At 67.8% G+C, this 12557-nt stretch carries 11 protein-coding genes; 4 read left to right on the top strand and 7 right to left on the bottom strand.

The window, feature by feature from the left end:
- Positions 1-67: 67 nt before the first annotated feature.
- The 7 genes from ACIQ8J_RS07950 to ACIQ8J_RS07920 form a co-directional block, all read right to left on the bottom strand.
- Positions 68-322 carry a hypothetical protein gene (locus ACIQ8J_RS07950; protein WP_403268097.1) on the bottom strand — a complete coding sequence of 85 codons (255 nt, stop codon included), beginning with the start codon at positions 320-322 and terminating at the stop codon, positions 68-70.
- Between the two features lie 51 nt (positions 323-373).
- Positions 374-1300, bottom strand: coding sequence for a type II secretion system F family protein (locus ACIQ8J_RS07945; protein WP_403268095.1), 927 nt, complete (start codon positions 1298-1300; stop codon positions 374-376).
- Positions 1297-2265 (bottom strand): type II secretion system F family protein, encoded by a 969-nt coding sequence (locus ACIQ8J_RS07940; protein ID WP_403268093.1) that lies wholly within the window; start codon positions 2263-2265, stop codon positions 1297-1299. Before ACIQ8J_RS07940 ends, ACIQ8J_RS07945 begins: the two co-directional genes overlap by 4 nt.
- Positions 2266-2293: 28 nt before the next feature.
- Positions 2294-3601: a CpaF family protein gene (locus ACIQ8J_RS07935; RefSeq protein ID WP_403268091.1), complete on the bottom strand. Its 1308-nt coding sequence runs from the start codon at positions 3599-3601 to the stop codon at positions 2294-2296.
- Positions 3598-4410 carry a hypothetical protein gene (locus ACIQ8J_RS07930; protein WP_403268089.1) on the bottom strand — a complete coding sequence of 271 codons (813 nt, stop codon included), beginning with the start codon at positions 4408-4410 and terminating at the stop codon, positions 3598-3600. Before ACIQ8J_RS07930 ends, ACIQ8J_RS07935 begins: the two co-directional genes overlap by 4 nt.
- A gap of 49 nt (positions 4411-4459) precedes the next feature.
- Positions 4460-5194, bottom strand: a complete 735-nt coding sequence (locus ACIQ8J_RS07925) for a hypothetical protein (protein WP_403268087.1) — start codon at positions 5192-5194, stop codon at positions 4460-4462.
- Positions 5195-5592: 398 nt separating this feature from the next.
- Positions 5593-5757 carry a hypothetical protein gene (locus tag ACIQ8J_RS07920; RefSeq protein ID WP_403268084.1) on the bottom strand — a complete coding sequence of 55 codons (165 nt, stop codon included), beginning with the start codon at positions 5755-5757 and terminating at the stop codon, positions 5593-5595.
- A 937-nt stretch (positions 5758-6694) separates the two neighbouring features.
- Between ACIQ8J_RS07920 and ACIQ8J_RS07915 the strand changes: the two genes are divergently transcribed.
- The 4 genes from ACIQ8J_RS07915 (at position 6695) to ACIQ8J_RS07900 (ending at position 12544) form a co-directional block, all read left to right on the top strand.
- The gene (locus tag ACIQ8J_RS07915; protein ID WP_403607771.1) at positions 6695-8776 is read left to right on the top strand and encodes a hypothetical protein; all 2082 of its coding nucleotides are present in this window, start codon (positions 6695-6697) and stop codon (positions 8774-8776) included.
- 22 nt (positions 8777-8798) lie between these two features.
- Positions 8799-9797: a hypothetical protein gene (locus ACIQ8J_RS07910; RefSeq protein ID WP_403268078.1), complete on the top strand. Its 999-nt coding sequence runs from the start codon at positions 8799-8801 to the stop codon at positions 9795-9797.
- Between the two features lie 101 nt (positions 9798-9898).
- Positions 9899-10183 (top strand): hypothetical protein, encoded by a 285-nt coding sequence (locus tag ACIQ8J_RS07905; protein WP_403268076.1) that lies wholly within the window; start codon positions 9899-9901, stop codon positions 10181-10183.
- A gap of 918 nt (positions 10184-11101) precedes the next feature.
- A complete protein-coding gene (locus ACIQ8J_RS07900; RefSeq protein ID WP_403268074.1) occupies positions 11102-12544 on the top strand; it encodes a PE-PGRS family protein in 1443 nt (480 codons plus the stop codon).
- Positions 12545-12557 lie beyond the last annotated feature (13 nt).

Here is a 12557-nt window from a genome sequence, read left to right as displayed (position 1 = left end):
GGGCGGAGGCTGCCTCCACCCGGCGGCGTACGAGAGCCCGGAGTCTGTCGCGCAAGGTACCGGCGCCTCAGCAGGTCTTGTCGGCGCTCGCGCCCTCGATGCACTTGCCGACCTTGGTGGCGCCGCCCTTGAGGGCCTGGTTGATGACCGCGGCCACCACGCCGACGATCGCCACGACGACCGCGGAGATGATGACCCACTCGACCGCGGACGCACCGCGGTCGAGCTCGCCGGAGCGGGCGCGCTGGATGCGTCCCTGCAGGAAGGTGACCAGGAAGTCGACGGCCGGGTGGCTGATCTTCGGGAACTGCGGGCGGTTCATGGTGTGTTTCCTCTCAACAGGATTGGGGGGAGGGCGCGTTCGGGTCTGACGTCAGACCTGAAAGACGCGCATCGCGGCCGGGAAGATCAGGAAGACCAGGAAGCCGGCGCAGAGCAGCAGCTGGGCGACGAGCATCGACTGGGACTTCTCACCCGCCGCACCTTCGATCTCGGCCATCTCCCGATGCCGCATCGTTTCGGCCCGGGACGCCAGCGACTCTCGTACCTTCGCTCCGTCGTCCGCCACCAGGGCGAGTGACGAGGAGAGGTCCTTCAGCTCCTCCACGCCCAGCTCCTCGCCGAGCCGGCCCAGCGCCAGCCACTGGCTGGTGCCGGTGATCCTGGCGTCGGCGAGGGTGTTGCGCAGCCGGCGCAGGGCCCAGCCCTCGCTGACCTCGGCCGCGGCCATCAGCGCCTCGGGCAGCCCGCGGCCGCCGGCCAGGTTCATCGCCACCAGGTCGAGGTACGCCCCGATGACGCGGCGCAGGTCCCGGCGCTTGTCCGCGGCGTCCCTGCGCACTTCGAGGTCGGGCAGGAAGAAGAAGACCGCCCCGCACATCAGCGCCAGCCAGACCGGGATGATCGGGCCGCTGCCGAAGCCGAGCGTCCAGACGATCACGAAGAGCATCGGTCCGAAGACCAGGCCCGCGACGCCCAGCAGCACCTTCGTCGCCAGGAACCGTTCCCAACCGCGTTCGAGCACCGCGAGGTCGGCGCGGATCGAGCGCTGCTCCCAGCCCTGCTTGAGGTACAACTCGGCGACCCTGGCACCGATGCCGGACCGTACGCCCGAGAGCCGGCCGGAGTCCCGCGCATCGGCCTGCGGGGCGTACACCGAGCCCGACGAGCGCATCGCGTCGATCCGCGCGACCTGCGAGACCGCGGAGCGCTTCGTCCGCGACAGCGCCCTGATCAGGACGTAGACGCCGAGGCCGAGGACCGCGCCGATGAGTACCGGCGTGGTGATGATGTCCGTCACTGCACTCCCTCCCCAGCGGAAACAGGACGCTGCTGGGCTGCGTCCCGGTTCCCGAGCGGCCCTTGCGGGGGCACGTCCGGGCGGACGAAGCGGGTCTCGGGCTCGTCACGGACCAGGAAGCGGTCCGGCGTCTCGATCACCGACAGCTTGCGCAGCCACCAGAAACCGAGCGCGAACAGACCGCACACACACGCAAGCACGAGCTGGCCGACCGGCGAGTTGTACGGCTCCACGAAGTCGCGGTTGAACACCGCGAGCCCGAGCACGAACGCGATCGACACCCCGACCACGATCTGCACGCTGCGCCTGGTGGACGAGCGCTGCGCCATCACCCGGTGGCGCATGTCGATCTCCTCGCGGGCCGACTTGGCGAGCGCGCCGAGCACCTGGCGCAGACCCGGGCCGCGCAGCCGCGCGTTGAGGATCAGCGCCGCGACGATGATGTCGGCGGAGGCGTCGTCGATCTCGTCGGCGAGCAGCTGCAACGCGTCGGGCAGCGGCGTACGGGCCCGCAACCGGTCGACCAGCGCGTCAAGATGAGGCCGCAGCGCCGGAGCGGCGGCCCGCGCGGATGCGGGGATGGCCTGTTCGAGTCCGACCGCGCCGGCGATGGTGTCCCGCAGCGACTCCGTCCAGGCGGCGAGCGCCTCGACGCGCTTCATCGCGGCCTTCTCCTGTGCGGCGCCGCCGAAGAGCCGGTCCCAGAAGAAGACGAGCAGCCCGGTGGCGACGCCGGCCACCGTCCACCGGGTGAGCAGCAGCACGAGCAGGCCGACGCCGGCCGCGATCGACCCGCGCTTCCCCACGAACTGCAGCAGTTCACCGGCCCGTTCGCTCCGGCCGCCCCTGCCGCCTGGCTTCGTCTCGAAGCCGCGGATCGCGAGGATCAGCAGGGCGAGGCCGCCGCCGACGGCGAGGCCGGCGGCGAGCGCGTACAACGTCTGGGCCTCGAAAAGACCTCCCATGGAGGGAATGCTGTTCATACGGCCCCGCTCACCCCCAGGCCCCTGAAGGCCGATAGCCGTGCACGGCGAGGTCCTCGATGCACGAGACCGGGGCGTGCGGCACGATCCGCCCGTCCGGGGTCTCGGCGAAGACCTCGCTGGACAGGACGCGCCCGTCGCAGCCGTTCACCTCGCGGACCGAGGTGACCATGCGCTGCAGTCGGCCGCCGCTCTCGTAGTTGTTGCGCCGCTCCACGAAGACGACGAAGTTGACGGCGCCCGCGACCAGCATCTGACTGGCCTCGATCGGCAGCCGCTCGGCCGCCTGGAGGGCGTAGGTCGAAATGCGGTTGAAGACCTCGGCGGAGCTGTTGGCGTGGATGGTCGAGAGCGAGCCGTCGTTGCCCTGCGACATGGCGTTCAGCATGGTCACGATCTCGTCGCCGAGGACCTCGCCGACGATGACCCGCGAAGGGTTCATACGCAGCGAACGGCGCACCAGTTCCGCCATCGGGATCATGCCCAGGCCCTCGGAGTTGGGCAGCCGCTCCTCGAACGCGACGACGTTCGGGTGGAGTTCGGGGAACTGGTCGAGCCCGAGCTCAAGGGCGCGCTCGACCGTGATCAGCCGCTCCTGCATCGGGATCTCATTGGCGAGCGCCCGCAGCAGCGTGGTCTTTCCGGCGTTGGTCGCCCCCGCGATCATGATGTTCTTACGGGCCCGTACCGCACAGGCCAGGAAGTGCGCCAACTCCGGTGTGAGCGTGCCGTTTCCCACCAGGTCCGCCATGAAGACCTTGCCCATGCGGGCCCGGCGGATGGACAGCGCGGGCCGCCGGGCGACCTCCATGACGGCCGACAGTCGCGAACCGTCCGGCAGCCGCAGGTCGAGCTGCGGATTGGCGGAGTCGAAGGGCCTCGACGAAAGACCGGAGTAGGCGCCGAGCACCTGGATGAGCTCGATGAGCTCCTCGTCGGTCTCGGCCACCGGGTCCCGGCGGACCTCGCGCCCGTCGGCGTACCCGACGAAAACCTGATCGCAGCCATTGATGTCGATGTTCTCGACCTCGGGGTCGTCGAGCAGCGGCTGCAGCCGGCCGACGCCGAAGAGCGCCGCGTGCACGGCGGCCGCGTACTGCTCCTCGGTCTCCGCATCGAGCGGCGTACGCCCGGAGTTGATCTCCGTACGGGCGTACTCCTCCAGTATCTGGGCTATGACGGCGCGCGCGTATTGCCGCTCGTCCTCGCTCGACATCGCCGGTACGCCGCGCACCTGGTCGAGGCGCCGCTGTTCGGCGATGCGGTCACCGGCCTCCTGGCGGAACCGCTTGACCAGCGAGTGGTCGACCGCGCTCACCGGCCCGCCCCGGCCCAGGCCGCGCCGAACTGCTGGTAGAGGTCCCCGGAGACCTTCCGCGCGCTGCGGATGAGCAGCGACTTGTCGAGCCGCCCGCGGCCGCGCCCGGCGAGCAGGGCCGCGCCCGAAGGGTCGTGGGCGAGGGTGCCGACGATCCGGGCGCCGGTCTGCCCGGCCACCAGCATGTCGTTGACCTGGTGCGCGAGTTTGGCGGAGACGCCGGCCTCGGCAACCAGGACCACGCCGATGAGCGGGGTGGCGAGGGCATTTCCGCGCGGGCCGCCGTGCAACTGCGCGGAGAGCGCCGCGGCCCGGTCCCGTACGCGGGCGATGTGCTCGGGTTCCGTACGCGATACGAGCAGGGCGAGCGCGGCGTGCGGCAGCAGGTCGATCGCGGGCGAGCCGCCGCTGATCCGGCCGAGGTCGGCGATCACGTCGGCGGGCGCGTACGGCGACTCGCCGAGCGAGGCGAAGGCCCGGCCGAGCGTCGGCCAGGCGCCGGCGAGACCGGCGGCCTGCTCGGCCGCGCCGAGCCCGACGAGCAGTTCCAGACCGCCGGCCATCGGCTGGGCGTGGTCCCAGAGCTGGTCGGCGGCGAGTCCGCGGCGGGCGGCCGCGGCCAGCGAGAGCATTCCGGTGTTGGGGTTGAGGGGCCCGCCGTTGGTGGCCGTACAGCGGTACACCAGGTCCCCGCCGGCCGGGTCCGTCTCGGCGAGCAGCACCCGACGGGGCCATACGGCGGCCAGGGCCAGGGCCGCCGTGGTGACGCCGGGGGAACCCTTGTCGGAGGCGAGTGCGATGAGCGCCATGTCTTCTGGGTCTTCTGTCTCTTCTTACGTCGCTGTGTCGCCGCGCGACTCAGTCGGTGCCCGGCGCGACGCGCACCACGGCGGCTTCGCCGGCGGAGGCGGCCTGGGCGAGGGCGGCGGCGTCGGCGGTGTTGACGGTGAGAGTGGCGGCGAGGTTGCCGCTGCCGAACGACTTGTCCTGAGTACCCGTGTCGCTGACGACGGCACGCTGAACGATCACCGAACTGCCGCCGCCGGAACCGGAGTTGCCGGAACCACTGGAGCTTCCCGAGCCGCTGCCGCCCTTGCCCGCGGAATTGCCGACCCGGTAGACGGTGACCGTCTCGCCGTCCTTGAGGTTGGTCGGGTACTGGCCCTCCTTGAGCGAGACGCCGACCGCGGCCTTGCCGGCCGGGACGCCGCCGTCCTCCGCGAACATCTCGCCGACGAGGAGGGAGCCCTTGTAGAGGTTGGACTTGGCGCGCAGCTTGGCCAGGGCGGCCCGCTGCTCGGGGGTGATGTAGTGGACCTTGCTGTCGCCGGCCACCATCACCGTGGTGAGGTCCCCGTCCTGCACGGCGTGACCGGCGGGCACGTCACCCTTGAGCTGGTAGACCTCGACCCGGTCACCCGCCCGCAGCACCAGAACGGTCGCCCCGAGGGCACCGATCAGGATGAGCAGTACGGCGAGGGCGGCAAGGGCCGGCTTGCGCTCACGAGGCGGCGCCGGAAGCCGTTCGCCGACCGGCTGCCCGGACGCCGACACCCCACGGGTCCCCGCCCCGCCGCGCTCCTGGACCTTCACGTCGCTTCTCCCCGAGGTAATTCTTTTGCGACAGCGTCGAGTTGAACAAAGGCGGACCAAAGCCTGCGCAAACCTGATTCAAGTCGCTTCAACCCGCAATGACTTGAACTCGACCGGTCACTTCGGGCCCACCAAAGGCCTTCCACAAGGCCATCGGCACACTGTCAGATCACGTGATCGCACCGTAGCAGCAGCCCATCAGCACCCTCAAGGCGAGTTAAAGATCGCGAACATCACTCACCACAGCAACACCACCGCAAAGCAGACAGAACGACCCGTTTGACGGGCTTGCGACCCTGCCTTGTTATCGCTGTGCAATCCTCGCGAACCGGGCCCCACCCCAGCCCGCGCGAACAAGCGAGCAGCTCCGTACCCCAGTTGTGCGAGCAGTCACCGGGTCAGCTCGCCAGCGTCCGTCGGCTGCGCCCGCGCAGCACGGGCAACAGGACGAATCCGGCCACCGCGAGGGCGGCGAGCACCCCGCCGGCAACGAAGTAGTCCCAGGGCCAGCCGGGACTGCGGTAGCCGTCCTGGTAAGGCGTCTTGGCACAGTCCGGGCTCACGTCACAGACGACGTGCTTCCCACCTTTGAGAAGGAGCCCGGCGACGACACCGAACGCCGACACCACCAGCGCCGAGGCGAGCAGCCCACCCGGGAGCGCGTACCAGGCCCCGTGCGGCCGAAGCCGAGGCAGGGGCGGGCGCGGGGCCCACATGGGCGGGGTGCCCGGAGTCGGCCCGTACACCGGACCCGAAACCCCGTGACTCACATGGCTCGCATGGTTCGCAGGACTCGCATGGTTCGCATGACTCACCGGCCAACTCCCTCCACAACGCCCCAGCCGAACGCCACCATCCTCACCAGCGTCCCCCAACCCGTCTTGAGTACCCGTACTCATTCAGTGCGGCGCTGTCGCCCGGTGGCACCCCGACCTCCGCCGGGTGGTCGGGTGCCCGCGGGGAGCGTCAGGGCACGCCAGGCCCGTACGGAGCGGTATCGCTCACCTATCGCCTGGCCGGACCAAGGACTCTGCGTACACGGAACTCAGCGGCACCGAACTCCCGGAGCGAGGGCAAGGCGTTCAGCAAGAACGGCACCGGCCAGGTCGACAGGGCCACGTCGCAAAGCCTTCATCGTCTTGGCTGCCGTCGCGATCTGAGCGGCAATCAATCGAACGGGTCCATCCCCAGCAAAGGGCACAGACGCCGCGAACAAGCCGCAGCAGAGCGTTTCTGGACCTTACGGGCGACCCAGCTCCGGCATGGTCAAAGGTGAGTCCATGTTTGTCAAAGGAAGCGGAATGAATCTGCTCGCGCCGTACGATGGAAGGCTGTTGCCTGTCCGTGGGGACGCCGAGTCGCAGCGCGTGTTGTGGCACCGGTTGAAGGACCACTGGGCGGCGACAGATCGCGCGCGGCACTCCCCGGGAGCTCAGCGAGACTCGGGAACCGTCCTGACTGCCAGTCTCCGGACCGCCGCGCTGTCGTGACAAGAGCGAAGTGAGAGGCATCGTCTCCATGGGGGATTACGTCGGCGTCGACCCAGTGCGGGTGCGCAAACTCGCGGACCGACTCAAGGACTTGGAAGATGCTCTGGCGAAGCACGGGGCCTTGATCCGCAAGAACTTCACGTCCTGGGGAAGCGGACTCGACCTGTCACTGCTGTCCCAGCAGACGCAGGCGGTGGGCGACGATGCCCGCAGCATGTCCAAGCGCGCCGATCTGGCCCGCAACCTGGAAAAGGCCGGCGGCGCGTCCGGTATGTGCACCCCGGACGGGAACATCATCAACATCCCGTGGGACATGACGGACGTCAACAAGGAGAGCGCCAAGGAGGCCACGCAGGAGGCCGCCACCCTCAAGAAGGCACTCGACGACCCCAAGGCCGCAGGCTCCCGCGAGGACATCGAGGCCATCGCCCGCTCCCTCGCCGACCACCAGGACGACCCCGCCTACCAGACCGCCTTCGCCGCCGCGGGCGGCATCGTCGACGCGGCCCGCGTCCCCCGCGCCCTGCACGAGGAGGACGGCACGCACGGCGGAGACGTTCTCAGCAAGGACTCGCAGCAGTTGGTCAGCCAGTACGCCACGAGCGTCAACCGCATCTTCACCCTCCAGTCGGCGGGCAAGATCCCGCCGAACCCGGACTACGCCAAGGCCCTCACCGACCCGCCGGGCGGTGACATGTGGTCCGTCGGCATGCTCTTCAAGTACGGGCCCAAGGGCAACGAGTGGGACACGGACGTGCTGACCAAGGTCAGCGGCGCGATGCTGGACTGGCGCAGCAAGCAGAAGACGATGCGGCCCAGTTACTCCGGGCCGATACTTCCGTACTCGGCCGGCGGCTATGTGGGCAAGGGCGACGGCGGCTGGTACCACTCCCTCGGTCTCGACCCCGATTACCTCTCCAAGGGATGGGACAAGAATCAGAGCATCGTCGACGGCATCCGCGACAACGACCCAGCTCTTGCAGTCATCAATCGCCTCGGGGAGAACGCGGACGCCTCGCGGCATCTGCTGGGAAACAACGACTCCGGGAAGCGTTACGCCGCGGACCTGGTCGACTTCCGGTGGCAGACGCCCGGGCCGACGACGGCTGACGATTCGGACGGCCCGCGCCAGGTACTCACGCTGGCGGCCACCGACCAGACCCCGGGGCACATCGACGAGTCCGGCATGGCTGCCGCCAACATCCTTGCCGCAGCCGCGAAGCAGAAGGACCTCTTCGACGGCCGTAACGGTCACGAGAAGGACGAGTACAAGAACTACCCCAACGGCACCGCGGTCGCGCTGGCCGGAATCACGGCGACCTGGGCCGACGACCTGGGTGGTACCGGGATGTCGACGTCCAGCGGAACGGCGGGCTACTCCTCCAGGTACCACAGCCTGATCGGCAACAACGCGGATACGGTCAAGGTCATGCAGTTGTTCGCCAAGGACAACCCGGGTGCCGCGGCGATGTTCGACGTAGCGCTGCACGAGAAGGTCTCCACGGCAGCCGGAAGTACGGACCCGAATAAGGCTCTGACCGGTATGGGCAATACTGCGGGGATGTTCACGAAAGCCAAAGTGGGTATCACGTACACCGCGGCGCAGCAGATCGACGAAGAGCACAAGACCAACAAGATCATCCTCGACACCGCCGGCACCCTGTTCGGCTTCGTGCCTGTTCCCAAACTGGGCGAAGGTGCTTCGGAACTCAGCAAGAAGATCGCCGAGAAGAGCCTCAAGTACCCTCAGAACCTGGCAGCCATCGGCAGGACGATCGTCGCTCCGCAAACGGACCCCTTCTCGACGGACAATTCCTCGAAACAGGAAACCCAGAATGTGGCCGACGCGAAGAAGCAGAAGGTTTCCTTCACTCATTCGATTGCCCAAGGACTGATCAGGTCGGGCGCAGTCCCTCCGCCCACGGACGCGTCCTGGTACGACCCTCAGACGGGGACCGTTGCCTTGAACGCAGACAACGACGTCGACTTTCAAGGCTGGTGGAACAAATTGACGCCGCCTGCAGCCAGCCACTACCAGAGCGCCTTCTACGAAGGCTTCGACAACGCCGAGGTGTCGCCCGATGGCAAGTAGGAATCGAACTCGGGGGACCATCATGGCCGCCACGGCCGGTGCGCTCGTGCTGGCCCTGGGTTCCTGTTCGGATGGAAAGACAGAGAGCGGCCCCAGAATTCCTGTAGCCGAGCCCGAAAAGGTGGCAGCTTTCGCGCTGAGCAAGGTGAGCACGGAGTACGACCTCGACCAAACCGCGTCCATCGAAAGCGGCCATGTCGCCTCGGACCGGACGGGGAATGTGTTTCTAGCCGACGATTCCGACAGCCCCGTCATGCCCATTCTGCGTGTGACACCGGATGGCAAGGTCAGTCAATTCGCGAAGGTCAAGACTCGCAGCGCCGACTCCGGTCTCGCCGCCGCTCCGGACGGTTCGTTGGTGACGGGCGGACACGACGGTCTGTCACGGGTGAGCTCCGAGGGTGCCGTCACCTCCCTGCCGTCCACGCACACATTCGACCTTCCTGAGCCGATCGGAGTACGGCCGGATGGCACGATCATCGTCACTGAAAACTACAGCGTGTGGTCCCTGAAGGATGGCAAAGCGGACGAGATCTTCAGCTTTCCGGCGAACCAGGGAGCTTCCCACGGAACCGTCGCGGCGGACGGAACGGTCTACGCGACTAACGGCCGCCTCTCGAACCTTCAGGTGCTCGCTCCCGGCCGCCCGCCGAAGACCCTGACGGTGCGGGGCAGCCTGCCGGGAGCCGGCATGCCGCTGTCCGACATGGCGTTCGAGGGTATGACCCCGGCCGGCGACGGAGGGCTGTACGCGAGGGTCCTGAAGGACCCTCAGAAGGGGCCCAGCACCTATGTGTATCTCGTGCACATCGATCCCTCCGGCGCCCTCACAGCCATGGCGCGGGGATTCGAAGAGGCCAAGCCCTGCCCAGCCGGACAGCAGTACCCCGCGCTGGACAACCCGTGCGAACTGCCCTGGTTCCTCGCGCGAAGCGGCGACCAGCTTCTTGCTCTGGGGTCCGTAGTCGGTCGGGTACACACGCCGCCGCCCGCCCTCGCGATGCGCGCCACCTACAAGTGAGGGAACGGCCGCCTGCCACGTCCAGGACATCGGAGAACCGAATCACGCTCCCCGTTCAGGCCGTCACGACTCATGCCGACGTCTAGTAAAGGAGATAGCGAATGGGGATACCACAGGAAGACCGCCTGGATTACCTCTGCCGCCAGGACATGAACGCGATAGAAAGCGCCGCGAGCGATATCCGCACGGCCATCAAGAACGTCGAGTCCATGATGCCGAAGACCTGGATAGGCAAGAACGCCGACAACTGGCGCACCGATCACGACGGCCGCATGAAGCGGCTGAAGACCCTGTTCGACTCGTTCCCGACCGAGGAGAACCAGCTCGTGGAGAAGGCCCGCCAGGATCAGGCGAAGATGAACAGGAAGATGCACGGGGGAATGTGAGCCTCGCTCTTGTCGTTGCGCTCTGCCGGTAGACGGTTGGTTGGGCAAGGCGCGGGACATGGAACGGCCATCGCGTGACTCTCCAGGTAAATGAAGACCCAGGGGAGGGTGCGATGGCCGTTGCTGTCAGTGTGCTCGGAGCAGCGGAAGGCTGCTAGGGAAGGCCCAACCTGATGCGCTTCCAAAGGAGTTGGTACGACTGTCCGGCCCGGCCATCTCGCTGCCCTACCCTTCGCTGGACTCCGCAGGCCGACCATCAGGCGCAGAGCCCGCCCTGCAGCCAGACTTGACTCCGCGCGCGAATAGGGAGACGCGGTTGAGCAGCCGCCCGCTTCAAAGCTCGCCCGAGGTCTTCCCAACGGGGCGGCAGCGTGCGCCTTTTCGCAACCTTGAGTACCTGTGCTCATTCGTGACGGGACCCCGCCCAGGAGGCTGATCCCTCAGATCTCCCAAGAGGGGGGATCGCCTCACAGTTCCATACCGATGCGTCCAAGTTGCCCAGTTTCATGCTGGAGTTCGCTCTGGTGAACCTAGCGCCGCCTCGCTGGCATCGGCCCCTCAGAACACACCTGCCCCACCAGGAGCTCCAGCGAACCGCCGCACCCTACTGGTCGCCGCCGCACTCGCGGTGACGGTCGCCCTTCTTCCCCTTCCTGACCGGCACGGGCCAGCCGTTCCCACTCGGCATCACTCGGATCACCCCGCCCCATGCCCACATCCACGTTCCGGACACGAAGCAGTCACGTGATCGGCCGGACAAGTCCTGGGCCGTCTTCCGGTTCGGCACCATCGCACACACCCCTGGCGTCCAGTTACGTATACGCGCCCCGCCATATCATGATCCCCTCGCGTCACAGGCGCCGGGCGAGGCGACACTCCGTGCGGGGGCCGGATCGGCAGGGGACAGAGGGGATGGACATGGGGGACGTCAGGACGGCTGATCCTGAGCATCTGGAGCAGCTCGCCAAGCTCCTTGATGGCCGCGGCGGGGTGCAGGACAAGCTGGACGAGGCGTTCACCCGGGCCTCGCGACTCGGTGTCACCAGCAAGCTGTCCTCCCTCAACCCGCTGCGTTCCTGGGTCAAGGACACCGCCCCCGACCTGCGGAAGCGGGCCGTCTTTGCGCGGCTGGAGGACGGAGACCCCGAGGCCGGTCTGCGCTGGGCCGGGTTCAGCCCCGACGAACTGAAGAAGTACGAGGGCGAGGGGATCACCCCCGACACGATCCTGTTGGCCAACTCCCTTGCAGCCAGCGATGATCCGAGGGCGCACGAGTTCAAACGGCAGCCCGACGAATCGCTGAACGACTGGATCCAGCGGATGGAGGCGCATGCCGTCACCCGGCTCCCCGGCCTCCAGCCGCATGAGCAGACCGTCGACACGCTGCTCGGCCTGTTCGGTGACTGGACCTCGGTCACGGGCGCCACCGCTGTGGTCACCCTGCAGGGCACGTCGCTGACCAAGGTCCTTGTCGGCAACTCCCTCAAGCAAGGCGTCTTCCGCGGTTGGAAGACACAGGTCGGCGCCGCGATGCGTGCCTCGAACAACCGGTGGCTGCACAAGGGCGGCACGGCGCTCATCAAGTGGTCACCGAAGATCCGCTCCCTCTCCGCCCCCGGCAGCTGGTTGCCCGGCCAGCTCGGCAACCTGCTCTCGCGCAGCTCTCTGTACCAGCGAATCGCCGCGGCTCCGGGCACGGCGGGCGTCCGTGGCGATCTCTTCGGCACTGCGTGGAACGCCTTCCGGTCCAGCGCCTTGATGCAGCACGTCAACGCGAACGGTCTCGTCGACTTCATCGTCGGCTCGGACGAGATCGCCAAGACGTACGGCGGCTTCACCCACTCCGGGCAGGCCGTGGCACGTGCCGGAAACGCCAGCTTGGTGAAGGTCTTCACCAAGGCCGGCAACATGCAGCGGTTCGCGAACAGCGTGCCGAACGCTGTGAAGGGAGCCTCGGCATTCGGCGCGGGCCTGGGAGCCGCGACGAAGACGGCCGGCTTCATCCGGGGCGCCGGCATCGTGGGCGGCGTCTTCTCGACCGGCGTGAGCGCGGCCAACGTCATCTCCCAAGGCAACCCTGTCGAGGCCTTCAAAAAGAACGGCGCCGGATACGTAGCCGACGTCGCCGAGGTCGGCTTCAACGCCTCCCTTACGGCGGCGATGGTCGCCCCCAACCCGGTCACCATTGGCCTCGCCGTCGGCACCGGCATCATCTACGGCGGCGCGAAGATCGTCGAGCACTGGGACGACATCAAGGGTGGGGCAAAGAAGGCCGCCGGTTGGGTGGGAGACAGAGCGAAGGGGCTCGCGAACGGGGCGAAGAGCCTGGCCAAGAAGGCCAACCCCATGCACTGGTTCTGACGCCTGTCACCAC

The organism is Streptomyces sp. NPDC094147, from assembly GCF_044764265.1.
GTDB lineage: Bacteria > Actinomycetota > Actinomycetes > Streptomycetales > Streptomycetaceae > Streptomyces.
This window is presented reverse-complemented; position numbering and strand designations above follow the sequence as displayed.

What these genes read in the sequence shown, in the direction of transcription:
- ACIQ8J_RS07950 (WP_403268097.1), bottom strand. Translation starts at nt 322, where the DNA reads ATGAACCGCCCGCAGTTCCCGAAGATCAGCCACCCGGCCGTCGACTTC.
- ACIQ8J_RS07940 (WP_403268093.1), bottom strand. Translation starts at nt 2,265, where the DNA reads ATGGGAGGTCTTTTCGAGGCCCAGACGTTGTACGCGCTCGCCGCCGGC.
- ACIQ8J_RS07930 (WP_403268089.1), bottom strand. Translation starts at nt 4,410, where the DNA reads ATGGCGCTCATCGCACTCGCCTCCGACAAGGGTTCCCCCGGCGTCACC.
- ACIQ8J_RS07910 (WP_403268078.1), top strand. Translation starts at nt 8,799, where the DNA reads ATGGCCGCCACGGCCGGTGCGCTCGTGCTGGCCCTGGGTTCCTGTTCG.
- ACIQ8J_RS07905 (WP_403268076.1), top strand. Translation starts at nt 9,899, where the DNA reads ATGGGGATACCACAGGAAGACCGCCTGGATTACCTCTGCCGCCAGGAC.
- ACIQ8J_RS07900 (WP_403268074.1), top strand. Translation starts at nt 11,102, where the DNA reads ATGGGGGACGTCAGGACGGCTGATCCTGAGCATCTGGAGCAGCTCGCC.